This window comes from Saccharopolyspora sp. NPDC049357 (genome assembly GCF_040677225.1).
In the GTDB taxonomy this organism is placed as follows: Bacteria; Actinomycetota; Actinomycetes; order Mycobacteriales; family Pseudonocardiaceae; genus Saccharopolyspora.
On record NZ_JBFAQJ010000012.1, the window covers coordinates 34,312 to 59,445 of the forward strand.

General features: G+C 71.4%; 30 protein-coding genes and 1 riboswitch. Of the genes, 15 read left to right on the forward strand and 15 right to left on the reverse strand.

From position 1 onward, the window contains the following. Positions 1-42 precede the first annotated feature (42 nt). Positions 43-393: a DoxX family protein gene (locus AB0J91_RS12660; RefSeq protein WP_363867418.1), complete on the forward strand. Its 351-nt coding sequence runs from the start codon at positions 43-45 to the stop codon at positions 391-393. Positions 394-398: 5 nt separating this feature from the next. Here the strand turns inward: AB0J91_RS12660 and AB0J91_RS12665 are convergent, their stop codons facing one another. The 5 genes from AB0J91_RS12665 to AB0J91_RS12685 form a co-directional block, all read right to left on the reverse strand. After that, a complete protein-coding gene (locus tag AB0J91_RS12665; RefSeq protein ID WP_363867421.1) occupies positions 399-1,187 on the reverse strand; it encodes a metalloregulator ArsR/SmtB family transcription factor in 789 nt (262 codons plus the stop codon). A 120-nt stretch (positions 1,188-1,307) separates the two neighbouring features. Beyond that, the gene (locus AB0J91_RS12670; protein WP_363867425.1) at positions 1,308-1,631 is read right to left on the reverse strand and encodes a putative quinol monooxygenase; all 324 of its coding nucleotides are present in this window, start codon (positions 1,629-1,631) and stop codon (positions 1,308-1,310) included. 89 nt (positions 1,632-1,720) lie between these two features. After that, positions 1,721-2,641 carry an SRPBCC family protein gene (locus AB0J91_RS12675; RefSeq protein WP_363867427.1) on the reverse strand — a complete coding sequence of 307 codons (921 nt, stop codon included), beginning with the start codon at positions 2,639-2,641 and terminating at the stop codon, positions 1,721-1,723. Next, a complete protein-coding gene (locus AB0J91_RS12680) occupies positions 2,638-2,955 on the reverse strand; it encodes a metalloregulator ArsR/SmtB family transcription factor (protein WP_363867430.1) in 318 nt (105 codons plus the stop codon). Before AB0J91_RS12680 ends, AB0J91_RS12675 begins: the two co-directional genes overlap by 4 nt. Positions 2,956-2,992: 37 nt before the next feature. After that, positions 2,993-3,715, reverse strand: a complete 723-nt coding sequence (locus AB0J91_RS12685) for a 3-keto-5-aminohexanoate cleavage protein (protein WP_363867433.1) — start codon at positions 3,713-3,715, stop codon at positions 2,993-2,995. A gap of 108 nt (positions 3,716-3,823) precedes the next feature. On the opposite strand from AB0J91_RS12685, the gene AB0J91_RS12690 reads away from it, so the two are divergent. Beyond that, positions 3,824-4,390 carry a hypothetical protein gene (locus tag AB0J91_RS12690; protein WP_363867436.1) on the forward strand — a complete coding sequence of 189 codons (567 nt, stop codon included), beginning with the start codon at positions 3,824-3,826 and terminating at the stop codon, positions 4,388-4,390. Here AB0J91_RS12690 and trpS read toward each other — a convergent pair. Further along, positions 4,372-5,436, reverse strand: a complete 1,065-nt coding sequence (gene trpS, locus AB0J91_RS12695; protein WP_363867439.1) for a tryptophan--tRNA ligase — start codon at positions 5,434-5,436, stop codon at positions 4,372-4,374. The genes AB0J91_RS12690 and trpS overlap by 19 nt on opposite strands. 199 nt (positions 5,437-5,635) lie before the next feature. After that, positions 5,636-6,376, reverse strand: a complete 741-nt coding sequence (locus AB0J91_RS12700; RefSeq protein ID WP_363867442.1) for a GNAT family N-acetyltransferase — start codon at positions 6,374-6,376, stop codon at positions 5,636-5,638. 129 nt (positions 6,377-6,505) lie between these two features. Between AB0J91_RS12700 and AB0J91_RS12705 the strand changes: the two genes are divergently transcribed. Beyond that, on the forward strand, positions 6,506-7,246 hold the full coding sequence (locus AB0J91_RS12705) for an SDR family oxidoreductase (RefSeq protein WP_363867445.1): 741 nt from the start codon (positions 6,506-6,508) through the stop codon (positions 7,244-7,246). Here AB0J91_RS12705 and AB0J91_RS12710 read toward each other — a convergent pair. Beyond that, positions 7,243-7,764 (reverse strand): MarR family winged helix-turn-helix transcriptional regulator, encoded by a 522-nt coding sequence (locus AB0J91_RS12710; protein WP_363788448.1) that lies wholly within the window; start codon positions 7,762-7,764, stop codon positions 7,243-7,245. The genes AB0J91_RS12705 and AB0J91_RS12710 overlap by 4 nt on opposite strands. A gap of 63 nt (positions 7,765-7,827) precedes the next feature. Between AB0J91_RS12710 and AB0J91_RS12715 the strand changes: the two genes are divergently transcribed. After that, positions 7,828-8,595: an SDR family oxidoreductase gene (locus tag AB0J91_RS12715; RefSeq protein WP_363867447.1), complete on the forward strand. Its 768-nt coding sequence runs from the start codon at positions 7,828-7,830 to the stop codon at positions 8,593-8,595. Positions 8,596-8,604: 9 nt separating this feature from the next. On the opposite strand, the gene AB0J91_RS12720 is transcribed toward AB0J91_RS12715, so the two are convergent. Beyond that, positions 8,605-9,228 (reverse strand): LysE family translocator, encoded by a 624-nt coding sequence (locus tag AB0J91_RS12720; RefSeq protein ID WP_363867449.1) that lies wholly within the window; start codon positions 9,226-9,228, stop codon positions 8,605-8,607. A gap of 252 nt (positions 9,229-9,480) precedes the next feature. On the opposite strand from AB0J91_RS12720, the gene AB0J91_RS12725 reads away from it, so the two are divergent. Together AB0J91_RS12725 and AB0J91_RS12730 are read left to right on the forward strand one after the other, a co-directional pair. After that, complete coding sequence (locus AB0J91_RS12725) at positions 9,481-10,467, forward strand: malate dehydrogenase (RefSeq protein WP_363788442.1); 987 nt, start codon at positions 9,481-9,483, stop codon at positions 10,465-10,467. 124 nt (positions 10,468-10,591) lie between these two features. After that, positions 10,592-11,140 carry a GNAT family N-acetyltransferase gene (locus AB0J91_RS12730; RefSeq protein ID WP_363867452.1) on the forward strand — a complete coding sequence of 183 codons (549 nt, stop codon included), beginning with the start codon at positions 10,592-10,594 and terminating at the stop codon, positions 11,138-11,140. A gap of 4 nt (positions 11,141-11,144) precedes the next feature. Here AB0J91_RS12730 and AB0J91_RS12735 read toward each other — a convergent pair whose 3' ends face one another. Further along, positions 11,145-12,290, reverse strand: coding sequence for a hypothetical protein (locus tag AB0J91_RS12735; RefSeq protein WP_363867455.1), 1,146 nt, complete (start codon positions 12,288-12,290; stop codon positions 11,145-11,147). Positions 12,291-12,356: 66 nt separating this feature from the next. Here AB0J91_RS12735 and AB0J91_RS12740 point away from each other — a divergent pair, with 66 nt between their 5' ends. Both AB0J91_RS12740 and AB0J91_RS12745 read left to right on the forward strand, forming a co-directional pair. Further along, complete coding sequence (locus AB0J91_RS12740) at positions 12,357-13,157, forward strand: pentapeptide repeat-containing protein (RefSeq protein WP_363867458.1); 801 nt, start codon at positions 12,357-12,359, stop codon at positions 13,155-13,157. A 141-nt stretch (positions 13,158-13,298) separates the two neighbouring features. Next, positions 13,299-13,955 carry a DUF6518 family protein gene (locus AB0J91_RS12745; RefSeq protein WP_363867461.1) on the forward strand — a complete coding sequence of 219 codons (657 nt, stop codon included), beginning with the start codon at positions 13,299-13,301 and terminating at the stop codon, positions 13,953-13,955. 174 nt (positions 13,956-14,129) lie between these two features. On the opposite strand, the gene AB0J91_RS12750 is transcribed toward AB0J91_RS12745, so the two are convergent. Beyond that, on the reverse strand, positions 14,130-14,981 hold the full coding sequence (locus tag AB0J91_RS12750; RefSeq protein ID WP_363867464.1) for a LysR family transcriptional regulator: 852 nt from the start codon (positions 14,979-14,981) through the stop codon (positions 14,130-14,132). A 69-nt stretch (positions 14,982-15,050) separates the two neighbouring features. On the opposite strand from AB0J91_RS12750, the gene AB0J91_RS12755 reads away from it, so the two are divergent. After that, positions 15,051-15,920 (forward strand): EamA family transporter, encoded by an 870-nt coding sequence (locus AB0J91_RS12755; RefSeq protein ID WP_363867466.1) that lies wholly within the window; start codon positions 15,051-15,053, stop codon positions 15,918-15,920. A 168-nt stretch (positions 15,921-16,088) separates the two neighbouring features. Here AB0J91_RS12755 and AB0J91_RS12760 read toward each other — a convergent pair whose 3' ends face one another. Together AB0J91_RS12760 and AB0J91_RS12765 are read right to left on the reverse strand one after the other, a co-directional pair. After that, positions 16,089-16,487 carry a VOC family protein gene (locus tag AB0J91_RS12760; protein ID WP_363867469.1) on the reverse strand — a complete coding sequence of 133 codons (399 nt, stop codon included), beginning with the start codon at positions 16,485-16,487 and terminating at the stop codon, positions 16,089-16,091. 67 nt (positions 16,488-16,554) lie between these two features. Next, positions 16,555-17,598, reverse strand: coding sequence for a tyrosine-type recombinase/integrase (locus AB0J91_RS12765; protein WP_363867472.1), 1,044 nt, complete (start codon positions 17,596-17,598; stop codon positions 16,555-16,557). 183 nt (positions 17,599-17,781) lie between these two features. Between AB0J91_RS12765 and AB0J91_RS12770 the strand changes: the two genes are divergently transcribed. Beyond that, positions 17,782-18,558 carry an AAA family ATPase gene (locus AB0J91_RS12770; RefSeq protein WP_363867475.1) on the forward strand — a complete coding sequence of 259 codons (777 nt, stop codon included), beginning with the start codon at positions 17,782-17,784 and terminating at the stop codon, positions 18,556-18,558. A 92-nt stretch (positions 18,559-18,650) separates the two neighbouring features. Here AB0J91_RS12770 and AB0J91_RS12775 read toward each other — a convergent pair whose 3' ends face one another. Further along, on the reverse strand, positions 18,651-19,613 hold the full coding sequence (locus tag AB0J91_RS12775) for a helix-turn-helix domain-containing protein (protein WP_363867478.1): 963 nt from the start codon (positions 19,611-19,613) through the stop codon (positions 18,651-18,653). A 70-nt stretch (positions 19,614-19,683) separates the two neighbouring features. On the opposite strand from AB0J91_RS12775, the gene AB0J91_RS12780 reads away from it, so the two are divergent. Further along, on the forward strand, positions 19,684-20,547 hold the full coding sequence (locus AB0J91_RS12780; RefSeq protein WP_363867481.1) for an alpha/beta hydrolase: 864 nt from the start codon (positions 19,684-19,686) through the stop codon (positions 20,545-20,547). A gap of 206 nt (positions 20,548-20,753) precedes the next feature. Then, positions 20,754-21,404 carry a maleylpyruvate isomerase N-terminal domain-containing protein gene (locus tag AB0J91_RS12785; RefSeq protein ID WP_363867484.1) on the forward strand — a complete coding sequence of 217 codons (651 nt, stop codon included), beginning with the start codon at positions 20,754-20,756 and terminating at the stop codon, positions 21,402-21,404. Here the strand turns inward: AB0J91_RS12785 and AB0J91_RS12790 are convergent. Next, complete coding sequence (locus AB0J91_RS12790; protein ID WP_363788421.1) at positions 21,388-21,702, reverse strand: multidrug efflux SMR transporter; 315 nt, start codon at positions 21,700-21,702, stop codon at positions 21,388-21,390. The two genes, AB0J91_RS12785 and AB0J91_RS12790, sit on opposite strands and share 17 nt — an antisense overlap. Positions 21,703-21,724: 22 nt before the next feature. Continuing rightward, positions 21,725-21,783: riboswitch (guanidine-III (ykkC-III) riboswitch) on the reverse strand. Between the two features lie 146 nt (positions 21,784-21,929). On the opposite strand from AB0J91_RS12790, the gene argG reads away from it, so the two are divergent. From argG to AB0J91_RS12805, 3 genes are all read left to right on the forward strand, one after another. Beyond that, on the forward strand, positions 21,930-23,345 hold the full coding sequence (argG, locus tag AB0J91_RS12795) for an argininosuccinate synthase (protein ID WP_363867487.1): 1,416 nt from the start codon (positions 21,930-21,932) through the stop codon (positions 23,343-23,345). A gap of 153 nt (positions 23,346-23,498) precedes the next feature. Then, positions 23,499-24,071 carry a G/U mismatch-specific DNA glycosylase gene (gene mug / locus AB0J91_RS12800; RefSeq protein ID WP_363788418.1) on the forward strand — a complete coding sequence of 191 codons (573 nt, stop codon included), beginning with the start codon at positions 23,499-23,501 and terminating at the stop codon, positions 24,069-24,071. A 136-nt stretch (positions 24,072-24,207) separates the two neighbouring features. After that, positions 24,208-24,909, forward strand: coding sequence for a hypothetical protein (locus tag AB0J91_RS12805; protein WP_363867490.1), 702 nt, complete (start codon positions 24,208-24,210; stop codon positions 24,907-24,909). Positions 24,910-25,134 lie beyond the last annotated feature (225 nt).

Here is a 25,134-nt window from a genome sequence, read left to right on the forward strand (position 1 = left end):
GCGCGTCATGGGGGCAGGACGGACGTGGAAGGGAGCGGGCTGATGGGTGTGGCGTACGTGGTCGTGGTGGTGGTGACCGCTGTGGCCAGCGCGTTGAGCGCGGCGGTGGATTTTTCCGGGCATCGGTACGTGGTGGGCAATGCCGAGGCCAACGGGGTTCCGGTGGGGTGGTTGCCGGTGCTCGGGGTGGTGAAGGCGGCGGGTGCGGTGGGGCTGGTCGCGGGGTTGCTGGGTGTTGCGGTCGTCGGTGTGCTGGCTGCGGGTGGGTTGGTGTTGTTCTTCGTGGGTGCGGTGGTGGTGCACGTGCGGGCCGGGACGGTGCGCACGGTCGGTCCTGCTGTGGTCTTCCTCGGGTTGGCCGCCGGGTCGTTGTGGTTGAGCGCGGTGGGGTGAGCGGTTCAGCTCTGCGGGAGGGGTTGGCCGGTTTCCAGGAGGGTTTTGAGGCTGGAGAGCAGGGAGGGCCAGCCTTGGCTGATCATCGAGCGCAGGGTGGAGTCGGTGGTGAAGCCGGTGTGGGTGACGGTGAGCTGGACCGTGCCGGGGGTGGCGGGTTCGATGTCGAAGATGACGGTGCTGCGGGGTTCGGCGGCCAGGCGGGCGCGCAGGTCTTCGTCGATGCCGGCGCCGGTGGCCCAGTCTGGGGTGAAGGTGTGCCAGGTGTAGGCCAGGCGTCGGGGTGGGTCGGCTTCCAGGACGATCTGGTCGGGGTCGCTGATGGTGGCGGTGTTCTCCTCCCAGGTGATCTGGGATCCGGGCTGCCAGTCGCTGCGCAGGCTCACTCCCCAGTACTGGCGGGTGAATTCGGGGCTGGTGAGTGCCTGCCACAGTTTCTCGGGGGTGGTGGCGATGTGGGTTTGGTAGACGAAGTCGGTGTCGGGCACGGGGTTCTCCAGGGTGCGTTTGAGCGCGTGCAGGGTGTGGGCGTGGTGTTGGTGGTAGCGGCTGATCCAGCGGTCGGTGATCGCGGCGATGGGTGCGGTGTTGAGGTGGTGGAGTTTTTCGCGGCCGCGGCGGGTGGTGGTGATCAGTGCGGCGTCTTCGAGGATCGTGAGGTGTTTGCTCACCGATTGGCGGGTCATGTCGAGTTCGCCGCAGAGTTCGCGCAGGGTTTGGCCGTTGGTGCGTTGGAGGCTGTCGAGCAGTCGTCGTCGGCTCGGGTCGGCCAGGGCGCGGAAGATCTCGTCCATTCCTCTCCCCTTGCGGTTCGTGCGGCACCACCCAATATAGGCAGCCGTTTGGTTGCATTTCAAGTCGAAGAGCAGGCCCCAGGGGTTCCCGGGGCCTGGTTCGAGGGAGCCGGTGGCCGGTCAGTCCACGGCCATCTCCCCCAGCAGGGACCAGTCGTCCTGGTCCAGGGAGGCGTTGATGACGCGCGGGGTTTCGGCCAGGTGCTGCGGCAGCGTCTGCTGGGCGTGCTTGAAGTGCTCGCTCTGCACGTGCGCGGCACCGGCCTCGGCGTCGCGGAAGGCCTCCACGAGCACGTACTCGTGGGGGTCCTCGAGGCTGCGCGACCAGTCGAACCACAGGCAGCCCGGCTCGTTGCGGGTGGCGTTGGTGAACCCCGCGGAGATCTGCGGCCACTGGTCGGCGTGCTCCGGCTTGACCTGGAACTTGGCGGTAATGAAGATCATGCTTCGCTCCCCTGATGGCGCTGCGGCGCGGTGTCGGACGATGACCATCCTATGTGGCCGGTCACCAGGGCTCGGACGGGCCGACCGCTTCAGGCGAGGGTGGCGGCGTAGTGGGCGCGCAGCGCCTCGGTGCGCTCGGCGGGCCACGGGCAGCGGATGTCGCCGTGCAGGGCGGCGAAGAGCAGTTCCAGGTGGGTCTGCCACGCGGCCAGCAGGATCGCGCGGTCCTCGGGGGTGGTGAGGGTGTGGGTGAGCACCAGGCGGGTGCCGATCGGGTACTGCTCGCGCAGGTCGAAGCGCACCTGGCCGCCGGTGGCCCACCCGTAGGTCAGCGTGCTCGGCGCCTGGGCTTCGGTGACGGTGGTGGCCTGTCCGTAGCCGTGGGTGGCCGGCAGCGGTGGTTCACCGCCGGGTTCGGGGGTCTCGCCGCCGGTGAGCAGGTCCCACACCTGCTGCGGGGGCTGCACCAGGTCGCGTTCGAAGCGGATCGTCCAGCCCGCCTCGGTGGTCAGGGCCTGCCCTTGCGCGAGTCCGAACAGGTCGATGAGCTCCTCGGCGCGGGTGAACCAGACCTGCATGTCGAAGTCGCTGGTGGTGCCGTCGAGTCCGGCTTGCAGGGCGTCCAGGCAGATCAGCCAGCCGGCGCCGTGGCGGGCGGCCGAGGGGTGGTCGCTGTCGGGCCCGGCCAGGGTGTGGGTGAACACCAGCAGGCAGCCGTGCTCGTGCGGCAGCAGTTCGCAGCGGATGACGTCGTTGTTCCAGCGGAAGGCGAACACCTTCGGTTCGTCGGCCTCCAGGACCTCGCCGGTCTCGGGTGCTTCGGCGCCGTCGAAGTCGAAGCGCATCGGCGTGCCCGGGGTGGTGGCGGTGAACTCCACGCGCGCGGGGAACCACGCCGAGAGCTCGGCCGGGTCGGTCACCGCCTTCCACACCGCGCGCGGCGGGTGGTTCAGCACGCGCTGCAGCCGCAGCACCGGGTGGCCGTTGATCGTCGTCAGCTCGGGTTTCATGCCGGGTCCTCATCCATGGTGTCGAGGTGGCGTTGCAGGGCGTCGAGGCGCTGCTCCCACATCCGCCGGTAGGGCCGCAGCCAGGAGTCGATCTCGGCCAGCGGTTCCGGGCGCAGCCGGTAGCAGCGGCGCTGGGCGTCCTGGCGGACCTCCACCAGCCCGGCCTCGCGCAGCACCTTGAGGTGCTTGGAGACGGTGGGCTGGCTCAGCGGCAGCTGCTCGACCAGTTCGCCGACCGCACGCTCGCCGTCGCGCAGCAGGTCGAGGATGTCGCGGCGGCGCGGCTCGGCCAGCACCTCGAACGTAGTTACCACACCTTGAATATAGCCCGACTGGAATATGCTGTCGAGTTCAGCGCGACTCGGCCTCGACGACCGCCCGCGCGGCGGCCACCAGCTCGGCGTTGTCGGTGGCGATCTGCCCATCGGGCAGCACCAGCGTGTCCTCCAGGCCGATGCGCGCGGCGAAACCCCGGCGCGCCGCCAGCCGCAGCACCGGCCACGCCCCGGCGGACTCGCCGTGCAGCAGGATCGGCGCCGAGGCCGGGTGCAGCCGCGCCAGCAGCGCCTCCGCGGTGGCCGCCGCACCCCCGGCACTGCGGTCGGTGACCTCGGCCAGCACCCGCAGCACCCGGCCCCGGTGCGGCGAGAGGCGGAAGTGGTGATCGGCATCGGTGCCCGAGAAGATCCCGGCCTCCACCCCCACTCCGCGTTCCAGCAGCGCACCGGCCACCTCGTCGGCGCCCGGCTCGTGCCAGTTGACCGACGCGTGATCGGGCAGCAACGTCCACGCCTTGATCGCCCGCACCCGCGAGGCGGTGTCCGGCGCCGTCCACGCCCCCGTGGTCACGCCCACCGTCACCCCCGGCGCCGCGGCCCGCACCGCGCGCAACGCCGCGGCCACCGCGTGCGGATCGAGGCTGTCGGTGCCATCGGCGGACTTGGGGTGCAGGTGCACGTCGGTGGCCCCGGCGGCCACCGCGTCGGCGGCTGCCTTGGCCAGCTCCTCCGGCCGCACCGGCAGGTGGAAGTGCTCACGCGGAGACCGGGCGCCGTTCAGGCAAACCTGCAGCATGCACCGATTGTCCCCCCACCCGGCGCACCTGCGGAAGTTGATGAACTCGTTTCGTGATCAACACGCGTCCCCGCCGGGGCCGGCCGGGCGGGTATTAGCGTGGGAAGGGTGTTGAGCGACCGGATCGCACGCGGCGTGGCCGCCGGCCAGATCACCGAGACCTACTTCCGCTGGACCAGCCCGCAGGCCCGCCCCGGCGCCCGCGTGCCCACCCGCAGCGGGCTCATCGAGATCACCGGCCTCACCCAGGTCGACCCCGACGCGCTCACCGACGCCGACGCCGCCCGCGCCGGCTTCACCACCGCCGCGGGCCTGCGCGCCTCCCTGTCCCGGCACCGGGGCAGCACCTACCGGCTGCACCTGACCCACCTCGGCCCCACCACCCCGTCGAGCCCGAAGCCCGGCGGGCTCGACGAACACCGCCGACGCGACCTGCAAGCCCGGCTCGCCCGCCTGGACCTGGCCACACCCCGCGGCCCCTGGACCCGCCAGGTCCTCGACATCCTGCGCCGACGCCCCGGACTGGCACCCGCCGACCTCGCCGCCGAACAGCAACGCCCCGTCTCGCGCACCAAGACCGACATCTGGCGGCTGCGCGAACTCGGCCTCATCGACACCACCGGCCGGGGACTGCACCTGTCCGAGCTCGCACTGTCCTACCTGGACACCCCGTAGACGGTGCCCATCGCCTCCCGCACCTCGGCCAGCGTCGCCTCCGCGCGCTCGTGGGCACGGGCGTTGCCCCGCGCCAGCACCCCGCGCAGATACCCGGGATCGGCGGCCAGCTCGGCGCGGCGGGCCCGCAGCGGCGCGAAGTGGGAGTTCACCGCCTCGGTCACCAGCGACTTCAACGCCGCCGCACCACCCGAACCCACGCCCTCGGCCAGCTCGGCGGGCTCCTGCCCGCTGCACAACGCCCCCAGCAGCACCAGGCTCGCCACCTCCGGCCGCGCCTGCGGCTCGTAGGTGATGTGGCGCTGCGCGTCGGTCTTGGCGCCCCGGATCGCCCGCGCGGTCTCCGAGGCCGTGGCCCCCAGCGTGATCGCGTTGCCGCGGCTCTTGCTCATCTTCACCCCGTCGGTGCCCAGCAGCAGCGGCGCCGAGCTCAGCAACGCCTCCGGCTCCGGGAACACCCGCCCGTAGCGGTCGTTGAACCGGCGGGCGATGGTGCGCGTGAGCTCCAGGTGCGGCAGCTGATCGGAGCCGACCGGAACGAGGTTGGCCTTGCAGAACAGGATGTCGGCCGCCTGGTGCGCCGGGTAGGTGAACATCAGCCCCGACACTCCCGACTGCCGCGAGTGGGCGATCTCGTCCTTGACCGTCGGATTGCGCTGCAGCTCGGGCACCGTCACCAGGCTCAGGAACGGCAGCAGCAACTGGTTGAGCGCGGCCACCGAGCTGTGGGTGAAGATCATCGCCTCGTCCGGGTCGATGCCGGCCGCGAGGTAGTCGGCGATCAGGCCCAGCACGTGGGAATCGAGATCGTCGGTGACGTCGCGATCGGTGAGCACCTGGTAGTCGGCGATGACCAGGCCCAGCCGCACACCCCGCCGCTGCAACCGCACCCGGTTGTGCAGGGTGCCGAAGTAGTGGCCCAGGTGCAGCGGACCGGTCGGCCGGTCACCGGTGAGGATCCGGAACCGGGAGGCATCGGCGGTGGTCTCGGCGTCCAGCTCGGCGCTGCGCCGCGCCGCGGGGGAGATCTCGGCGGTCGTGGTCATCGGGGTGGTCCTCTCGTGTCGGCCCGGCGCCGTCGTCCGCCGAAACCCGCACGAGCGCCGCACGCGCACGAAAAGAGGGCCGTCGGTCGAACGGCCCTCGGGTGATCTGGGTGTACCGCAGTGGGTGGCCGCTCCTAGCTGGAGCGCCACCAGGTGAGATGAGAACTGCCGGTCACACCGCCACTGTAGCCGGTGGCTCTCACGGCACGGCGAAGGTCATGGTGGTTTCGGTGATCTCGAAGCCCAGCTTCCGGTAGAGCCGCTGGGCCGGGTTGCCCACCGTCACCGCCAGTCCCACCCGCGCGAAATCGCCGGCCACACCCGACAGCGCGCGGCGCAGCAGCAGCCCGCCCAGGCCGGTGTAGGCCGGTGCGCGGCGGCGGAAGACGTCGCTGATCCACGCGGTTCCGGCGCGGTCGTTGGCGATCAGCCCGGCCACCACGGTGCCCGCGCCGTCGGCGACCAGGGCGCTGGCCTCCAGCAGCGGGCCCAGCACTCTGCCCGACAGCAGCGGCTGGAGCAGTTCGGTGCGCAGCGTGCGGTCATCGGCGGTGACGTGATCGGGGTGGCCTGGCGGGTAGGCCTCCCGCCAGGCCTGCAGCAGCGCCTCGGCGGGGCGTTCGCAGGTGGTGACCCGCAGCGGAGGTGGGGGCCGCAGCGCGGCCCAGTCCTGCGGGGGCGGGTCGCAGCGCAGGTCGCGGTGCATGGTGTGGGCGTGGCGGCGCAGCCTGGCTCCCGCGCGCAGCAGCTGCTGCCCGTGGGTGAGGTCGGTGACCACGTTCCAGCCGGGCAGTCGCTGGTGCAGCAGTTCCAGCACGTCCGGGCCTTCGGCGGCGATCAGCCGGGCCATGCGCGGGGCCCCGGCCAGCGGTGCGTAGCGCAACGTCGTGGTCCGGCCGGTCAGCGCCACCACCTCTCCGGTACCGCTCTCGTGCAGCATTCACTGACCTCTACACGCCGCATTCGCCCACGGCAAGCGGTTTTTCGGCGGCATGCGGGTGAAAAACCCGTTGCCGGTGGCCGCGGGGTGGCGCTACCGTGAACCAACTACTTTAGACCTTAAGGAGTTGTGGTGCGCAACATCGTCATCACCGGTGGCGCCACCGGAATCGGCTACGCCATCGCCGAAAGCTTCACCCGCGCCGGAGACTCGGTGACCATCACCGGCCGCCGCCCCGGCCCCCTGACCCAGGCCGCCGACCGCCTCGGCGCCACCGCACTGCCCTTCGACGCCGCCGACCCCGACCAGGTCACCGCCGACCCCGACCAGGTCACCGCCGCCACCGCCCGGCTGCCCGAGGCGATCGACGTGCTGGTCAACAACGCCGGCGGCAACACCGACTTCGACCGGCCCCGCGCCGACGGGCTCGCCGCGGTCGCCGAGTCCTGGCAGGCCAACCTGCGCTCCAACGTGCTCACCGCCGTGCTGGTCACCACCGCCCTGGCACCCCGTCTGGCCGACGGCGCACGCGTGATCACCCTCGGCTCGATCGCCGCCGCCCAGGGATCGGGCTCCTACGGCGCCGCCAAAGCCGCCCTCGAGGCCTACACCCGCACGCTGGCCGCCGAACTCGGCCCGCGCGGCATCACCGCCAACATCATCGCCCCCGGCCTCATCGACGACACCGAGTTCTTCCGAGGACACCTCACCGACACCCGCCGCCGCACCCTCATCGACCACACCGACACCGGCCGCTCCGGCCGCCCCGGCGACATCGCCGCCCTGACCGCATTCCTCGCCTCACCCGGCGCCGGGCACCTCACCGGCCAAACCCTGCACGTCAACGGAGGCGCCCACAAAGGCCACTAAGGACGGTCCTCGGCCCCGAAGCGCTCGGTGAGATCGCCCAGCAACACCCGCAACAGCTCGGTCAGCTGCTCGCGCTGACCGGCATCCAGCGATTCCAGCAACGTCTCCTCGTGGTGCAGCAGATCGTCGACGTGGTCCTCGATGAGCCGGTGGCCGGTCTCGGTCAGCTCCACCAGCACGCTGCGCCCGTCGTCACCACCCCGTCCGCGGCGCACCAGACCGCGCTGCTCGGCCCGCGCCACCCGCTGCGAGATCGCCCCGGCGCTGACCAGGGACTGGCGGGCGATCTCACCGGCCGCGAGCCGATAGGGCGGGCCCGCGCGGCGCAACGTCGACAGCAGATCGCGGGTGGCCGCGTCCATCCCGGCGCGCGCGTCGGTGCGGCGGCGTTCGTCGTCCAGCAGCTTCGCGATGCGCCAGATCCGCGTGATCACCCCGATCGAGGCCACCGGCATGCCGGGCCGTTCTCGCTGCCAGGCCGCCTGGATCCGATCGACCCCGTCCTCACCGTCCGCCATGCCGCCACAGCCTAGAACCACCCCGAGGCACGCGCGGCCGGCGGGGCAGGCCATGATCAGCTCATGATCGACCCGCGACTGCGCGACCGCGTCGCCGTCATCACCGGCACCGACAACGCCCTGGGCATCGGTGCGGCCATCGCCCGCGCGCTGGCCCGCCAGCAGGTCCGGCTGCTGCTGGTCAACCCGCCCGGCAGCAGCGACCACCTCACCCCCGCGCTGCGCGCCGACGGCCACACCGCCCACGCCATCACCGCCGACCTGGCCGACCCCGCCGCACCGGCCCTCATCTACGACCAGGCCGAGGCACAGCTGGGCCCGGTGGAGATCCTGGTCAACAACGCCGCCCACAACGACCCCGACACCTTCACCCGCGCGCGCGGCGCCCGCACCCTCACCGCCGCGAGCCTCGACGCCCACCACGCCGTCAACACCCGCGCACCCGCCTTGCTCATGGCCGAACACCACCGCCGCCACCGGCAACGACGCGCCGACTGGGGTCGCATCATCGCCGTGTCCACCGACGCCGCCGACGGCGCACCCGGCGAAATCTCCTACTGGGCCACCAAGAACGCCCTCGAATCGCTGTCGCGCTCGGCCGCCGCGGAGTTCGGGCCCGCCGGCATCACCGTCAACATCATCGCCCCCGGCCCGGTGCAGACCGGCTGGATCAGCCGTGACATGAACACCCGCTTCGCCGAGCACAGCCCGCTGGGCAGGGTCGGGCACCCCGACGACATCGCCGACATCGCGGTGTTCCTGGCCTCCCACCAAGCCCGCTGGCTGACCGGGCAAACCCTCTACGCCGGCGGCGGCAAACGCATGACCTGACCCACCGGTCTAGAGGGGTGCGCGGGAGCGCTCACCCAGCAGCCGCACCGCCAACGCCGCCAGCACCGCACCCATCACCCACCGCTGCACCCGCGCCCACACCGGACGACCCGCCAGCACCCGCGCCACCCCACCCGCGCCCAGCACGATCACCGCGTTGACCGACACCGCCACCGCGATCTGCACCCCCGCCAGCACCAGCGACTGCGCGGCCACCGAACCACGCGCCGGATCCACGAACTGCGGCAGCAACGACACGTACAGCACGGCGATCTTCGGGTTGAGCAGATTCGTCAGCAACCCCATCGCGAACAACCTGCCCGCCGACACCGGCGGCACCGGCGCGGGCTCGAACACCGAGGCCCCACCCGGCCGCAGCGACCGCCACGCCAACCACAGCAGATACCCCGCCCCCGCCACCTGCACCAGCGCGTACAGCGCGGGCACCAGCACGAACACCGTGGACAGACCAGCAGCCGCCGCCGCGGCGTAGACCGCGAAACCCGCCGCCACACCGCACAACGACACCGCACCCGCGCGCCGACCCTGCGTCAACGTCCGCGACACCAGGTAAGCCATGTTCGGCCCCGGCGTGAGCACCAAGCCCAGCGCCACCACCACGATCCCGGCCACCGCCGCACCACCGACCACACCGCACCCCCGTCGCCACCCGACTTTCCGACGACGCTAGGCACCACGCCACGGGTGGAAAACGGCCAATCCCACACCCCTGGCCACCCCACGTGTGGTGCCGATCTCGCGGGCTGAATCGGTCCCGCAACGCCCGCGCTGTGATCCCTGACCGGACTCCCACAGCCCCGCGGCGCTGGGGATAGCATCCCCAGCAGAGCAAACACCACCCGTCGAGCAGGAGAACGAGACCTCATGACCAAAGCTCCCGTCACCGTGACCGTCACCGGTGCGGCCGGTCAGATCGGCTACGCGTTGCTGTTCCGGATCGCCTCCGGCCAGCTCATCGACGCCGAGACCCCGATCAAGCTTCGGCTGCTGGAGATCCCGCAGGCGGTCAAGGCTGCCGAGGGCACCGCGATGGAGCTCGACGACTGCGCCTTCCCGCTGCTGGAGAGCATCGACATCACCGACGACGCGCGCACCGCCTTCGACGGCACCAACGTCGCGCTGCTGGTCGGTGCCCGCCCCCGCGCCAAGGGCATGGAGCGCGGTGACCTGCTCGAGGCCAACGGCGGCATCTTCAAGCCCCAGGGCGAGGCCATCAACGCCGGCGCCGCCGACGACGTGCGCGTGCTGGTGGTCGGCAACCCGGCCAACACCAACGCGCTGATCGCCCAGGCCCACGCCCCGGACGTGCCCGCCGAGCGCTTCACCGCCATGACCCGCCTGGACCACAACCGGGCCCAGACCCAGCTCGCGCAGAAGCTGGGCGTGTCGGTCACCGACATCCGCAAGCTGACGATCTGGGGCAACCACTCCGCCACCCAGTACCCCGACCTCTTCCACGCCGAGGTCGGCGGCAAGATCGCCGCCGAGCAGGTCGAGCAGTCCTGGCTGGCCGACGAGTTCATCCCGACCGTGGCCAAGCGCGGCGCGGCCATCATCGAGGCCCGCGGCGCCTCCTCGGCCGCCTCCGCGGCCAACGCCGCCATCGACCACGTCCACACCTGGGTCAACGGCACCCCCGAGGGTGACTGGACCTCCGCCGGTGTCGTCTCCGACGGCTCCTACGGCGTGCCCGAGGGCCTGATCTCGTCGTTCCCGGTCACCGCCCGCGACGGCAAGTTCGAGATCGTCCAGGGCCTGGAGATCGACGAGTTCTCCCGCGAGCGCATCGACGCCTCGGTCGCCGAGCTCACCGAGGAGCGCGACACCGTGAGCAAGCTCGGCCTCATCTGAGCCCGAACCGCACAGCGCTCACCGCTGGGGGCGTGAACCCGACGAGCGGGTTCACGCCCCCAGCGTCGTTTCCGCGCGGAAACAGGTTGCCAACCGCGGTGCCCGGCCAGCAGCATCAGCGGGCATGACCCGCCCCGCCGAAGTCCTCGACCTGCCCGGTGCCCGGCTGCGCCGACCGACCGCGGCCGATGCCGGCGCCCTGCACCGAGCGGTCACCGAATCCCAGCACCACCTGCGCCCCTGGATGCCCTGGGCCGCCGGCGACTACTCCGCCGCCGCGGCCGCGGCGTTCATCGACGAGGCCACCGCCCGCTGGCACACCGGGCGCAGCTACACCTACCTGATCACCACCGGCGAGACCATCACCGGCACGATCTCCCTGGAACGCCGCATCGGTGACGGCGGCCTGGAGATCGGCTACTGGCTGCACCCCGAGCACACCGGCCGCGGACTGGTCACCACCGCCGCCCGCGCGTTGACCGAGCAGGCCTTCGCGCTCCCGGGAATCGACCGCGTGGAGATCTGGCACGACGCGGCCAACACCGCCAGCCGCGGCGTGCCCGAACGTCTCGGCTTCACCTGCGTCGACTCCCACCACCCGGGCCGCTTCGCCCACGCACCCGCCAAAACCGGCACCGAGGTCGTCTGGCGGCTCACCCGCCCCCACCCATAACGCCTCAGCCGCGACCGCTCTGCGGGGGCTCGGTGCGCAACGCGCGGAGCTCGTCGGTGGTGGCATCGAGCTGGGTCTCGGCCCGTTCGGCGCGCGCCAGCGCCTGATCCCGGGCGTCCTGCAACGCCTCCAGGCGCTGAGCGTGCGCCTCGCGCTCGGTGCTGAGGCGTTCGGCGGCCTCGTCGCGAGAGCGCTGAAGCTCCGCGGCCTGCTGCTCGCGCACCGCGGCCAGCTCGGTGCGCTGACGCTCGATCTCCGCGCGCGAGGCGTCGGCGGCCTGGCGCAGCTCGGCCACCTGATCCCGGGCCGTCTCGGCGGCCGACTCCGCGCGGGCGGCCCGCTCGGCGGCCTCGGACCGCCGGGAATCGGCCTCGGCGACCTCCCGGCGCGCCTGCTGCTGGGCGGCCTGCACCTGCGCGGCGGCATCGGCCCGCGCGGTCTCCACATCGGTGTGCGCGGCGGCGATCCGGTCCTCGGCGTCCTTGCGAGCCCGGGCGACGAGCTCATCGGCCTCGCGGCGGGCCGCGGCGGTGGCGACCTCGGCCTCGTTGCGCGCCGCCTCGGCATCCGCGGCCGCCTGCTCCCGCGCGCGTTCGGCCTCGGCATCGGCCCGGTCGCGTTCGGCACGGGCCTGCTCGGCCTCAGCAGCCGCGGTCTCAGCGGCACTGATGGCGTCCTCAGCCGCCTCCTCGGCGGCCTGGCGGGCCTGCTCGGCGTCGCGGCGCTGCTGCGCAGCGGTGGCCAGCGCCTGCTCGGCCTGGGCGATGCGGTGCGCGGCCTCGGCCTGGGCGGCCTGGATCTGGGCCTCCGCGGCCGACGGGTCGGTCAGCGTCGCCAGCTCGTCCAGACCGGCCCGCAGGTTGCGCCCGAGCTGCTCGGACAGCAACCGGTACTGGCGCACCAGCTCCTCGGCCCGCAACCGCGCCCCGTCGAACTCGCTGGAACCCTCCGGTGCCGCGGCCGGGGTCTGCTCGGCCACGGCCTGCAGGCGCTGACGTTGTTTCCACGCCCGCCACCGGGTGTGTTCGGGCAGGTCGCAGTACTCCGGTGGACGTCCTGGGCCGCTGGGCCGCTCCACCGTCCGCTCACACCCCGGGAAACGGCAGATGCCCTCAGCGGTCTCGCTTGCCTGCTCCGGCTGCTCGCTCACGATCAGTGACGGTACCAACGCCCCCGCCGCCGGCGATCACCGCTGGTGAGAGGACAATCCCAATCCATGGTGGAACAGCGGGAACTGCGGGGCGACTGCGCCCGATGCGTCGGGTTGTGCTGCGTGGCACTGCCCTTCACGGCCTCGGCGGAATTCGCGGTGGACAAGCCCGCCGGAACACCGTGCCGCAACCTGCTGGCCGACTTCTCCTGCGGGATCCACACCCACCTGCGCGAGCGGGGTTTCTCCGGCTGCACGGTCTTCGACTGCTTCGGCGCCGGCCAGCACCTGACCCAGCACACCTTCGGCGGCGCGTCGTGGCGGCAGGAACCCGGCATCGCCGGGTCGATGTTCGCCGCGTTCGCGGTCATGCGCGGACTGCACGAACTGCTGTGGTATCTCACCGACGCGCTCGACCGGACCGAAACCGCGCCCCTGCACCAGAACTTGCGGGACCGGCTCGACGAGGTCACCGCCCTGACCGATCTCGGCGCCGAGGAGCTCACCGCCCTCGATCTCCACGCCCAGCGCGCCCAGACCGGTGATCTGCTCGGGCAGGCCAGCCGCTTGGCGCGCGGTGAACGCCCCGGGCCGGAACACCGCGGCGCGGACCTGATGGGCCGCTCGCTGCGCGGAGCGGACCTGCGGGCGGCCAACCTGCGGGGCGCGTTGCTCATCGCCGCCGACGCTCGTGGCGCCGACCTGCGCCAGGCCGACGTGCTGGGCGCGGACCTGCGCGACACCGACCTGCGCGGCGCGAACCTCACCGGCGCCCTGTTCCTCACCTCACCGCAGGTCTCGGCCGCGCGCGGCGACGACACCACCCGCCTGCCCGCCGGGCTGCAACGCCCGGCCCACTGGGACTGATCCGCCGGGCCCTGCGCTCATCGGGACACAACCCTCCGGCCTCCTCGCCGGTGACGGGGCGGACACTCCGCCATCCTGCGCTCCCGGGATTGGTCCGAACCGGTCCTTCCACCGCCGATCTCGGCTGGGAAACTGCTGGGCATGGACCACACCGCAGCACCGCGCGGCGGCAGGCACCGCCGTCGCGGCACCGTCCGCGCCGTCGTGGTGGCGGTGGTGTGCGGGCTGATCGCGGGAGCGGCCACGGCCATCGCGCAGGGGATGCTGCCGGCATGGCTGTCGTCGCTGGCCAACTCCAGCGGATCGTGGACACTGCTCGCCTTCCTGCTGGCCCTGCCCGCCCCGACCGCGGCATCCGGAGCGGTCTGCGGATTCGGGTCCCTGCTGTCGATGCTGGCCGGCTACGTGCTCACCGACCTGCTGCGCGGCTACCCCGCCTCCACCGGGCTGATGGTGTTCTGGTCGGCCGCAGCGCTGATCGCCGGCCCGCTGCTGGGCGTGGGAGCGCAGTGGCTGCGGCGGCGGCCGGGAACCCGCGCGGCGCTGGGACTTTCGTCGCTGTGCGGGGTGCTGCTGGGCGAGGCCGGGTACGGGCTGCTGGTCATCGCGCAGAGCACCTCACCGGTGTACTGGTGGGGTCAGGGGCTCGTCGGGGTGCTGCTGCTGGCCGCCGGTGCCGGGTGGAAGCTGCGCGGGCCGGGTCTGGTCGTGCAGGCGGTGCTGTTCACCGCGGCGGTGGCGATGGCGTTCGTGGTGCTCTGCACGCACGGCCCCGCGCTGATGGTGCTCGTGCCATGATCACGATCGTCACCGGTGGTTCGCGCGGTACCGGCGCGGCCACCGCGCTGGTACCGCGCCGATGTCACCAGAGAGTCCGATGTGGACGGGGTTGTTCGCCGCCGTGGCCGAGCTGGGTCAGGTGGCGGGGCTGGCCAACAACGCCGGGCTCCGGCCCCACCTGCCGGGTTCTGATCATCGCCGGTAGAGCTCGGTGAGCAGGTCGACGACCTTGCCCGCGTGGGTGTGCCGCTCGTCGCGCCACCAGATGACCCGCACCGGGATCGGTGGGGCGTCGCGCACCGGCCGGAACACCACACCGCTGCGCCGGTACTGGGTGAGGGTGGCCTCGGAGGTGATGCCCACGACGCGTCCGCTGGAGACCGCGGTGAGCCAGTCGTCGACGTCGGTGGTGTCTTCGAACGCGGGCCGCTGATCTTCCGGCCACAGCTGCGGGGTGGTGGATCCGGCTCGGCGGTCGAGGAGCACGGTGCGCTCGGCGATGTCGGCCAGCCGCACGAACCGGCGCCGCGCCCACCTGTCATCGGTGGCCATCGCGCAGTAGCGGCGTTCCAGACCCACCACCACTCCGGAGAACCGCCGCCGATCGGGTTCCGAGCGCACCACGGCCACGTCGCACGCGCCTTCCCCGAGGCCCGCGGTGGCCGAGTTGGTACGCACCAACTGCAACCGCACCTCCGGCCACGACGCCGCCCAGCGCCGCTGGAAGGCCACCGTGTGCCTGCCCATCGCCGACCAGGCATGACCCACGCGCAGGCTCGCGTCCCCGGTGGTGGCCTCGCGCACCAGCTCCTCGGTCTCGGCCAGCACCCGCCGCGCGCGGGCCAGGATCCGGGTGCCCGCGGCGGTGGGGGTGACCTGGCGGCTGGTGCGCCGCAACAACCGCACGCCCAGGGCGTTCTCCAGCCCGGCCAGGGTGCGCGAGACCTGCGCCTGCGACAAGCCGAGTTCGCCTGCGGCGTCGGTGAAGGTACCGGTCTCCACGATGGCGACCAGGCATCGCAGCTGCCGCAACTCCACATCCATACCTCCAGCGTATCGGTGGCGTGGCGGATGCATTTGGTGCAACGATGCCCGCCCGGGAAGGTGAGCGGCATGGCCACCACCCACACCCCAGCACCCACCGCCCCAGCCACTTCGTCGCGCGGAGCGGGGGTGGCGTTGATGTCGGGCAGCGCGGTGTCCAACCAGACCGGTGCTGCGATCGGATCGCTGGCCTTCGACACCATCACCCCCGCCGGGGTCGTCGCGGTGCGCCAGTGGATCGCCGCCGTGGCACTGCTGGCCACCACCCGGCCCCGCCTGCGGGAGTTCACCACCGCGCAGTGGCGGCTGGTGATCGCCCTGGCCGGGGTGTTCGCGGTCATCAACCTCGCCCTCTACAGCGCGGTCGATCGCATCGGGCTCGGCCTGGCCGTCACCCTGGAATTCCTCGGCCCCCTGGCGGTGGCCCTGGCCGGATCGCGCCGCCGCGTCGACCTGGCCTGCGCTTTGCTGGCCGCCGCCGGTGTGGCGGTGCTGATGCGCCCGCAACCCAGCGCCGACTACCTCGGCATGGGGCTGGCGCTGCTGGCCGCGGTCTGCTGGGCCTGCTACATCCTGCTCAACCACGCCCTGAGCCGAACCCTGCCCGGCGCGCAGGGCACCGCCACCGCCTGCGGTCTCTCCGGCCTGCTGTTCCTGCCGATCGGCATCGGCGTGCTGCTCGCGCACCCGCCGACCTGGAGCGCTCTGGGCTTCGCCGTCACCGCGGGCGTGCTGTCCTCGGCGGTGCCGTTCCTGTGCGACGCGCTGGCGCTGCGCCGCGTGCCCGCACCGCTGTTCGCGATCTTCATGAGCCTCAACCCGGTGCTGGCCGCCACCGCCGGTCTGCTCATCCTCGGCCAGCACCTCGACCTCTGGCAGTGGGCGTCGGTGGCCGCCATCGTCACCGCCAACACCACCACCGTCCTGACCCGCCGGTGAGCTGGGTGGCCTCGAGGCCCGCAGCACCACGCTGGCGGCGACCTGCTCGAACTCCCGGTAGCGCTCCCGCCATCGCGGATCGAGGAATCGCGCGGGTGGGGTGATCGGGTGATCACCCCACCCGCCGCGCGGCCCGGCTCCGCACCGGGGCCGATCCCGCGTGTGGTCTCAGACTTCGACGATGGCGATGTGGTTGCCGTCGGGGTCGCTGACCATGAACAGCAGCGGTGCCCCCGGGCTGGACTCGGGTTCGGAGTCGATCTGGACACCTCCGATGGCCCGCAGCCGCTCGTACTCGGCGTGCACGTCAGGTGTTTCGACCCCGATGGCACTGCCGCCGGGTTCCCCGCCGCCCATCGGGGGATTGAGGGCCAGGCGCGCGGTGGATCCCGGCGGAGCGACCTCCAGCCAGCGGTATTCGCCGTCGGGGCCGAATCGGGTGTCACCGCGCAACTCGAAACCCAGCTTGCCGATGTAGAACTCCAGAGCTGCGTCCTGGTCGGCGACGGTGAACATGGTGACGCCGATGCTGTTCACGGTCGTGGATGCTTGCGTGTTGGTAGCCATGCACTATGGACTACCCGGGTGGCCGGAAGTCACCGCCGCCCACCAAGATTCTTTTCGTCACCGTGACTCATTCGAGTGGTGCCTCAGGATCCCTGTTTTCGGGGCCTTCACGGCTTGCCGTGGCGCGAGAGACCAGGTGTGCCGGGTCCCGGCTCAGCGACAGCGCCACGTGGTCGTAGAGCTGGGTGACCGCTGCGGAGGAATGTCCGAGGGCGTCGCGCCGGTCTTCCAGTGCGGCCCCGTGCTGGCGGGCGATGGTGTTGAAGGTGTGGCGCATCGAGTGCGGGGTGATGCGCTGCGGCATCGCGACACCGGCCTGCGCGGCCATGGCCTGCACGAGGCGGTAGATCTGGTGGCGGTTGACCCGGCGCCCGTCGCGGGTGATCACCAGCGCGTCGGTGTCGGCATCGGGACGCTGCTGCAGGTAGGCCTCCAGCACCCCGTGCAGGGCGTGCGGGATCGGGCGGGTGCGCACCTTGCCGCCTTTCATCCGCACCGTGAGCACCCGCATCCCCTCGCGCTGGCCAAGATCCGACAGGTCGGCGTTGCACAGCTCCGACACGCGCACGCCCAGATCGATCAGCAGCGCCATCACCAGCGCGGATGCCTGTGGCCCGAGGGTGCGGTGGCGGTAGTCGCGGCTGCCGGCCAGCATCGCGCTCGCCTGCTCCGCCGAGACGCTGGCGGTCGGCGAGTGCCTGCGGTCGTAGCGCGGCCGGGCGGCGTCGCGGGCCGGGTTGGCATCGATCACTCCGGCGCGCACGAGGTAGGTGTAGAAGCTGGAGACCGCGGCGAGCTTGCGGGCGCGCGTGGAGGCCGCCGGTGGGCGCCCGGTGCGCGGGTTGGTGGCGCCGGCCAGTTCCGCGCCGTACATCTGCACCTCGGGCAACCGCAGCGCCAGCGGGTCCAGTTCTCGCCGGGTGCACCAGTCGAGGTACTCGCGCAGGTCCCGCGAGTAGGCATTCCGGGTGTCGGCGGACTCGGCGAAGGACCCCAGCCAGGAGGCGATCAGCGCGGCCAGGGTGTGTCCCGTGCGCGTGGCCGAAGCGAGGAGTTCCGTTTGCGCCCGCGTCCCCACCGCATCCGGCCCGCGCCCCATCTCGATCTCCATCACCCGACCCTACCGCACATAAGCGCGATTATGCGCGCCGACCCGCTGTCCGTTTTCGCTGGATCGGGTTCCGTTTCGTTTGGTTAAAAACGTTAGTAACGTAATTGGTTTGAGGGTGGACGAAACCTGGCGAGAACTGCCGGGGCGACTTCCCGGAGGGTGCGGGCGCGCTAGCGTCGGGCGATGCGTCGGAGCTGGGAATCGCGTCGGGTCACCGGCGCCTTCATCCGCCACGCCCGCCTGGACACCGGCGCGGACACCGGCCGCTACCCCTTCACGCTGCCGGTGGTCTCCCACCTGGCCGCGGGCGGCGGAGTGGACCTGGATTCATCAGTGACGTTTCTGGTCGGGGAGAACGGGAGCGGCAAGTCCACGCTCGTCGAAGCGATCGCGACCGCGGCGGGTTTCAACCCCGAAGGCGGCTCCCAGTCATTCCGCTTCGCCACCCGCGCCACCGAGTCCAGCCTCGCCGATCACCTGATCCTGCGCTGGAACCGCAAACCGCGCACCGGGTTCTTCCTGCGCGCCGAGTCCTACTACAACGTCGCCAGCGAGATCGAACGCCTCGACGAGGACCCGTACTCGCCGTCCTTGCTGCCGGCCTACGGCGGCGTGTCGCCGCACGAGCGCTCGCACGGCGAGTCGTTCCTGGACCTGGTCGCCCACCGCTTCGGCCCCGGCGGCCTCTACGTCCTCGACGAACCCGAGGCGGCGCTGTCGGTGCGCGGCTGCATGGCACTGCTGGCACGGTTGGCCGAGTTGGCGGGGCAGGGAAGCCAGATCATCATCGCCACGCACTCCCCCGTCCTGCTGGCTCTGCCGGGCGCGCGCATCATCGAGATCGACGACGACGGCACCACGGCCACCACCGATTTCGACCACGCGCTACCGGTCCGCCTCACCCGGGATTTCCTGGCCGGCCCGGACAAGTACCTCCGCCACCTGCTCGACGAGGATTGACGTCGCACCACCGCAAAGCCCGGCACTGCGGTGCGGTCCCAGAGCGAGCGGCATCTCGTCGCCTGGGCGTGGCCGGAGGCACTTCCCGCAGTTCACCGGCGTTGCGGCCGGGTTTCGCCGAAGGTCCGCCGGTAGGCGCCGGGTGTGGTGCCGAAGTGCGCCCGGAAGCGGCGGCGCAGGTTGACCGCCGAGGCGAGTCCGACCCGGGAGGCGATGGCCTCCACCGGAAGGGCGGTCTGTTCCAGCAGCACTCGTGTCGCGTCGAGGCGCTGGCCGAGCAGCCACCGCCCGGGACTGGTACCGAGCTGTTCGGTGAACCGCCGGGCGAGGGTTCGGGACGACAGCCCGGCGTGTTCGGCGAGTTGGCAGACGGTCAGGGTGTGGAGTTGGGAGGTGGCCCACTCCAGCAGTGGCGCCAAGGACTCGTCCGCTCGGGCCGGTGCGGGTGGTGCGGCGTACTGGAGTTGGCTGCCTTCCCGGTGCGGTGGCAGCACCATGTTCCGGGCGATCTGGGAGGCGTATGCCGCGCCGTGGTCGGACCGGACCAGGTGCAGGCACAGGTCGATGCCCGCACCGGTTCCGGCGCTGGTCGCCACGTCGCCGTGGTCGACGTAGAGCACGTCGGGATCCACCTGCACCTCGGGGAAGGTGGCGGCGAGTTGGTCGCTCTGGCGCCAGTGGGTGGTGGCGCGGCGGCCGTCGAGCAGACCGGTCTGGGCGAGGACGAACGCCCCCGTGCAGATGGCGACGATCCTCGCCCCGCGCTGGTGAGCCGTCCTCAGCGCCTCGGTGATGGCCGGTGGCGCGGGTGTGCCGGGTGGCTGCCAGCCGGGGATGACCACGGTGTCCGCCTCCTGCAGGGCCTCCAGGCCGGCCTCGACGAGCATCGTGTAGCCGATGGTGGTCCGGAGGGGGCCGGGGCGCTCGGCGCAGATCGAGAAGTCGTAGTGGGCGGTCACGTCCTGCCGGACGGTGCCGAAGACCTCCGCGGCACAGCCGAGTTCGAAGGGTGACTGGGGCGGGTGGAGCAGGGCCACCACCCGATGACGGTCCATGGCAGAAATATACCCATGAATGTCTTTCTTGCCTCTCGGCCGGAAGGCAGGTTCCGGTCACAGTGGTCGCATGAGTGACACCACGGAAACGGGCGTGTTGAGGAACGCGGTCCAGGTCGACGGCGAAACGGTCAGCTACCTGACCGCAGAGCAGGACGGCCCGGCCGTGTTGCTGCTGCACGGGACGTATTGGAGCCGGGTGTGGCTTCCGGTGCTGGGGCGCCTCGCGCAGGCGGGGCTGCGGCCCTTCGCGGTCGATTTCCCCGGGCTGGGGCGCTCGGGAGGCGAGCTCACCCTGGAAACCGCCACGGTTCCGGCCCTCGCGGAGTGGGTGGTGCGATTGGTCTCCGCCCTGAAGATCTCCGGGCCGGTCGCCGTGGCAGGTCATGACATCGGTGGCGCCGTCGCCCAGCACCTGCTGGTCCACGATCAGCTGGAGGTGAGCCGACTGGCCTTGGTCAACTCGGTGGTCTACGACTCCTGGCCCGCGCCCCACGTGGGCCGGTACCGGGACCCGGTGGTCACCGCGGCGACCACCGTCGATGAACTCCTCGCCGCACGCCGACAGGCCGTGACGGGGGCGCTGGCGGGTGCCGCCACCGAGCAGCGGATCGCTGAGTACCTGCAGCCGTGGACCGATCCGCGGGTCGGACGCTCCTGGCTCGCCATGGCGGGCGCGGCCGACAGCCGCTACACCCTTGATCTCGTTCCCGCGCTGCGGCGTTCCACGGTGCCCAAGTTGCTGATCTGGGGCGAGCACGACGTCGACGAGAAGGTGGAGTACGCCGAGAAGTTCGCCCGGGAGGTCCCGCGGACCACGCTGGTCCGCATCCCGGAGGCCGACCACATCCCCACCGAGAACGCCCCCGGCCAGATCGCCCGCGCCCTCATCGACTTCTGTCATCAACCCACCCCGCATCGGCAGCGATGCTGACCGTCTGGCTCCTGCTCGCCCTCACAGCGCTGATCGCACTGTCGGTCGCGATCGATCTGGTCCTGTGGGCGCGTCACCTCCCCGAAGCACGAGGCCGCCCACGCAGCGCACCGCACAGCCATGACCCTGGTTGACGTGTCGGGAAGTCCGAGGCGGTGTCGCAAAACCCGGGGCGACCGCGGGTGTGGTGGCGGTACGGTCCGGGGATGTCTCGATCAGCGGTGACCGCCGATGACCTCGCTCGTTGCGTGCGACTGGCCGTGGCGGTCTTGCGGGAGGTGCCGAAAGACTCGTGGCGGTCGAAGGCCGGTTCGCTGGAGTGGGATCGCTGGGAAACGGTCGAGCACCTCGGCGATGACCTGTTCGCCTACGCCGTCCAGCTCAGCCCCGCCGCACCGGCGTTGAACGGTCTCGTGCCGTTCGTGTGGCAACCGCGCCGGGAGGGCGGGCCGTGCAACGCCGTGCACGCCGACCCCGAGGCCGGGCCGGAGGGACTGCTGCAGACGCTCGAGGCCACCGCAGCGCTGCTGGTGGCGATGGTGCGCACGGCATCACCGCAGCTGCGCTCGCACCACACGTTCGGCCGCTCCGATCCCGAAGGCTTCGCGGCGATGGGCATCGTGGAGACCCTCGTGCACACCCACGACGTCACCGACGGTCTCGGCCTGGACTGGACCCCACCGGCCGAGCTGTGCTCCCGCGTGCTCGACCGGCTCTTCCCCGAAGCCCCCGCCGCGACCGATCCGTGGCCGGTGCTGCTGTGGTCGACCGGCCGCGCGGACCTGCCCGGCCGCCCCAGGCCGGTGACGTGGCGCTGGGACGGCACACCCCGGGATGAGGTCAGTGGGCGAGCTTGAGGCCGACCACGCAGCTGATCAGGCCCAGCAGCAGCGCGATCTTCAGCGGTGAGATCGATTCGTCGCCGGTGGCCATCGAGTAGCCGACGGTGAGCACCGCGCCGATGGCCACCCACACCGCGTAGGAGGTGCCCACGGGCAGCGTCCGCATCGCGATCGCCAGCCCGCCCATGCTGATCGCGAGCGCGCCGGCGAACACCAGCGACGGCGCGAGCCGGCTGAACCCTTCGGATTTGCCGAGCGCGAGCGCCCAGACGGCTTCGAACATGCCGGAGATGATGAGAACGATCCATGCCATGACGGTGCGCGCTCCTCGCGCGTCTGCACCGTCTTTGCATGGCCAGGTACGGTGCGCCTCGTCCGGATCCGATTCGCCTCTGATTGTGCCCAACTCGCGTGCCGGTGGCTCGTCCCGTCGCGGTGAGTTCGGGCACGTCACCGCCGCTGGCCTGCGATGGGGTGAGGTTGCACACCGATGGGCGACCCGGGTGGATAACCATACAGTCGGTCGCATAAACTTTCCGCATGTCCAAGGTTCTGACGTCACTGCCGGTCGGCCAGCGGGTCGGCATCGCCTTCTCCGGGGGTCTTGACACCTCCGTCGCCGTGGCCTGGATGCGCGACAAGGGTGCCGTTCCGTGCGCCTACACCGCCGACATCGGGCAATACGACGAGTCCGACATCGCCTCGATCCCGGGCCGGGCCAAGGACTACGGCGCCGAGATCGCGCGCATGGTCGACTGCCGCGAGCCGCTGGTCGAGGAGGGGCTCACCGCGCTGTCGTGCGGAGCGTTCCACATCCGCTCCGGTGGGCGCACCTACTTCAACACCACTCCGCTGGGCCGCGCGGTGACCGCGACGCTGCTGGTGCGCGCGATGCTCGCCGACGACGTGCAGATCTGGGGTGACGGGTCGACGTTCAAGGGCAACGACATCGAGCGGTTCTACCGCTACGGCCTGATGGCCAACCCGCGGCTGCGCATCTACAAGCCGTGGCTCGACGAGGACTTCGTGGAGCAGCTGGGTGGCCGGCAGGAGATGTCGGAGTGGCTGGTCGAGCACGGTCTGCCCTACCGCGACTCGGCGGAGAAGGCCTACTCCACCGACGCCAACATCTGGGGCGCCACCCACGAGGCCAAGTCGCTGGAGCACCTGGACACCGGCATCGAGATCGTCGACCCGATCATGGGTGTGCGGTTCTGGGACGAGTCGGTGGTGATCGCGCCCGAGGACGTCACGATCTCCTTCGTGCAGGGCCGGCCGGTGGCCATCAACGGCAAGGAGTTCTCCTCGCCGGTCGATCTGGTGCACGAGGCCAACACGATCGGTGGTCGGCACGGGCTGGGCATGAGCGACCAGATCGAGAACCGCATCATCGAGGCCAAGAGCCGCGGCATCTACGAGGCGCCGGGCATGGCGCTGCTGTTCACCGCCTACGAGCGGCTGGTCAACGCCATCCACAACGAGGACACGGTGGCCAGCTACCACAACGAGGGCCGCAAGCTGGGCCGGTTGATGTACGAGGGCCGCTGGTTCGACCCGCAGGCGCTCATGCTGCGGGAGTCGTTGCAGCGCTGGGTGGGTTCGGCGATCACCGGTGAGGTGACGTTGCGGCTGCGGCGGGGCGAGGACTACTCGATCCTCGACACGCGCGGTCCGTCGTTCTCCTACCACCCGGACAAGCTGTCGATGGAGCGCACCGAGGACGCCGCGTTCGGTCCGACCGACCGCATCGGCCAGTTGACCATGCGCAACCTCGACATCGCCGATTCGCGGGCCAAGCTGGAGGGGTACGCGCAGCTGGGGCTGGTCGGCAAGGCCCAGACCGAGCTGGTGGGATCGTTGCAGGCCGGTGGTGCGGAGGCGATCGCCTCGGTGGGTGCCGAGGAGTCCGAGTCGCAGGCGCTAGACCGCGCGGCGATGGAGTCGGGCACCGACTGACGACCCCGTGGCCGTCCGCGCAGCACGCTCTGCGCGGACGGCCATGATCGCATTCGCCCGCGCGGAGCGCGTGCGGGGGCGCTGGGTTCGGTGGCTCCGGGCGATGTGGTTAGGGTCCGATGATGGACCGGGGTCGCGTTGCGGAGGTGCGAGTTGTCGGGTGACCGGCCGAGTACGCAGGAGCTGGAGGCCGCCAGCGGCGTCACGATCGACGATGTGCTGGCGCCGGATCTCAAGGTGCTGTTCTGCGGGATCAACCCGGGGTTGTGGTCGGGTGCCACGGGGTGGCACTTCGCACGTCCGGGCAACCGGTTCTGGCCGGTGCTGCACGCCAGCGGGTTCACGCCGCGCGAGCTGGCGCCGCAGGAGCAGTCGGAGCTGCTGGGGCTGGGTTTGGGCATCACCAACCTGGTGGCTCGTGCCAGCGCGAAGGCCGCGGAGCTCTCCGAGGAGGAGTTGCAGGCCGGGGCGCAGGCGTTGACCGCGAAGGTGCAGCGCTACCGACCCCGGTGGGTGGCGATCGTGGGGATCACGGCATATCGGGCGGCCTTCGGTGCCAAGCGCGCCACCTTCGGTAAGCAGGACCGGACGATCGGTGATGCCGGGGTGTGGGTGTTGCCCAATCCCAGTGGCCTGAACGCGCATTGGAGCGCCGGGACGCTGGCCGCGGAGTTCGGCCAGCTCAGGCAGGCGGTCATGGCCGGCGATGAGTGCCGCTGCGGCTGAGTGATCGACAGGTCCGGGTGGGTTAGGGAACACGGGGGTGTGCTTTACCGGTCCGTGACCGGTAGGGTCTGCTCCGCCGGAACGGAAGTCCCCGATCCGGTGACATTGGCCGTTTGCTGACGCAGAGTCGATACGGATGACTATTCAAGACGATCTTGCTCGACCGTGGTTCCAGCCCGTGGTCCCCTCGGAAGCGCAACAGCAGCAGCCGGATCCGGGACCGCCGACGACACGCATCATGGGCCAGCTGCCCGTGGACGAGGCGATCGATCCCGCCCCGACGGCACCCGGTCCGATGCCCACCTCGAACGCTGCACCGCAGCGGGCGGATTTCCCGGCCCCCGCCCCGCACCCCCCGATGTACGAGGCCCCGCAGAACTCCCGTCCGCCGCGGCCGAGCACGGCGATGTCGGAAGGCACGACGTTCGCCGAGGCGCTCAATCCCGGTGCGCAGCAGCACTTCTCCCCCGGCCCGAACCCCGCCGCGCAGGACTCGATCGCCGGCGACACGGCGTTCCAGGCGTTCTACAGCGACGAACCGGCTTCGCCGCCCTCGATCCCGCCGGCCGGTCCGCCGATGGCGCCGCCGCCGATTCCCGAGCACGTCGAGGTCACCCAGCCCTACATCCCCGCGATTCGTGACGAGCAGCCGGAGTTCGCCAAGCGCCTCGATCCGCAGGCCGCGGCGTCCCCGACTGCGTTGACCGGTCCGCAGCCGGCGGTCACCGAGCGTGCCGCGCCCGCCCCGGCCCGCAAGCGCGGCTTGATGCGCCGGGTGGTGCGCCGGATCATCGGACCGGACCTGCTGCGCAAGGACCCGCCGAAGAAGCGCCGCTAGAGCCCTCTTTCGCCTCGTCGGTGGTCCTGGCACGGGCGCAGACCTGCATCCTGCGCCCGTGCCAGGACCACCGTTCTTACATGCCCGGGTTCCTGGATCGGCGAGGTGGCCGTCGTCAGGTGGCGCGATGCCCTCCCCGGCGACGCCTTCCCGCTGGTCATGCGTCCGCACAGGTCATGTGGGGTGGCGCAACTCGGGCGTGATCTGTGCTCAGTACCGTCGGCG

Bases quoted from the DNA above. Each gene is read 5' to 3' on its own strand.
- AB0J91_RS12660 (WP_363867418.1), top strand. From the start codon at position 43: ATGGGTGTGGCGTACGTGGTCGTGGTGGTGGTGACCGCTGTGGCCAGC.
- AB0J91_RS12665 (WP_363867421.1), bottom strand. From the start codon at position 1,187: ATGGACGAGATCTTCCGCGCCCTGGCCGACCCGAGCCGACGACGACTG.
- AB0J91_RS12670 (WP_363867425.1), bottom strand. From the start codon at position 1,631: ATGATCTTCATTACCGCCAAGTTCCAGGTCAAGCCGGAGCACGCCGAC.
- AB0J91_RS12675 (WP_363867427.1), bottom strand. From the start codon at position 2,641: ATGAAACCCGAGCTGACGACGATCAACGGCCACCCGGTGCTGCGGCTG.
- AB0J91_RS12685 (WP_363867433.1), bottom strand. From the start codon at position 3,715: ATGCTGCAGGTTTGCCTGAACGGCGCCCGGTCTCCGCGTGAGCACTTC.
- trpS (WP_363867439.1), bottom strand. From the start codon at position 5,436: ATGACCACGACCGCCGAGATCTCCCCCGCGGCGCGGCGCAGCGCCGAG.
- AB0J91_RS12700 (WP_363867442.1), bottom strand. From the start codon at position 6,376: ATGCTGCACGAGAGCGGTACCGGAGAGGTGGTGGCGCTGACCGGCCGG.
- AB0J91_RS12710 (WP_363788448.1), bottom strand. From the start codon at position 7,764: ATGGCGGACGGTGAGGACGGGGTCGATCGGATCCAGGCGGCCTGGCAG.
- AB0J91_RS12715 (WP_363867447.1), top strand. From the start codon at position 7,828: ATGATCGACCCGCGACTGCGCGACCGCGTCGCCGTCATCACCGGCACC.
- AB0J91_RS12725 (WP_363788442.1), top strand. From the start codon at position 9,481: ATGACCAAAGCTCCCGTCACCGTGACCGTCACCGGTGCGGCCGGTCAG.
- AB0J91_RS12730 (WP_363867452.1), top strand. From the start codon at position 10,592: ATGACCCGCCCCGCCGAAGTCCTCGACCTGCCCGGTGCCCGGCTGCGC.
- AB0J91_RS12740 (WP_363867458.1), top strand. From the start codon at position 12,357: ATGGTGGAACAGCGGGAACTGCGGGGCGACTGCGCCCGATGCGTCGGG.
- AB0J91_RS12745 (WP_363867461.1), top strand. From the start codon at position 13,299: ATGGACCACACCGCAGCACCGCGCGGCGGCAGGCACCGCCGTCGCGGC.
- AB0J91_RS12750 (WP_363867464.1), bottom strand. From the start codon at position 14,981: ATGGATGTGGAGTTGCGGCAGCTGCGATGCCTGGTCGCCATCGTGGAG.
- AB0J91_RS12755 (WP_363867466.1), top strand. From the start codon at position 15,051: ATGGCCACCACCCACACCCCAGCACCCACCGCCCCAGCCACTTCGTCG.
- AB0J91_RS12760 (WP_363867469.1), bottom strand. From the start codon at position 16,487: ATGGCTACCAACACGCAAGCATCCACGACCGTGAACAGCATCGGCGTC.
- AB0J91_RS12765 (WP_363867472.1), bottom strand. From the start codon at position 17,598: ATGGAGATCGAGATGGGGCGCGGGCCGGATGCGGTGGGGACGCGGGCG.
- AB0J91_RS12770 (WP_363867475.1), top strand. From the start codon at position 17,782: ATGCGTCGGAGCTGGGAATCGCGTCGGGTCACCGGCGCCTTCATCCGC.
- AB0J91_RS12775 (WP_363867478.1), bottom strand. From the start codon at position 19,613: ATGGACCGTCATCGGGTGGTGGCCCTGCTCCACCCGCCCCAGTCACCC.
- AB0J91_RS12780 (WP_363867481.1), top strand. From the start codon at position 19,684: ATGAGTGACACCACGGAAACGGGCGTGTTGAGGAACGCGGTCCAGGTC.
- AB0J91_RS12785 (WP_363867484.1), top strand. From the start codon at position 20,754: ATGTCTCGATCAGCGGTGACCGCCGATGACCTCGCTCGTTGCGTGCGA.
- AB0J91_RS12790 (WP_363788421.1), bottom strand. From the start codon at position 21,702: ATGGCATGGATCGTTCTCATCATCTCCGGCATGTTCGAAGCCGTCTGG.
- argG (WP_363867487.1), top strand. From the start codon at position 21,930: ATGTCCAAGGTTCTGACGTCACTGCCGGTCGGCCAGCGGGTCGGCATC.
- AB0J91_RS12805 (WP_363867490.1), top strand. From the start codon at position 24,208: ATGACTATTCAAGACGATCTTGCTCGACCGTGGTTCCAGCCCGTGGTC.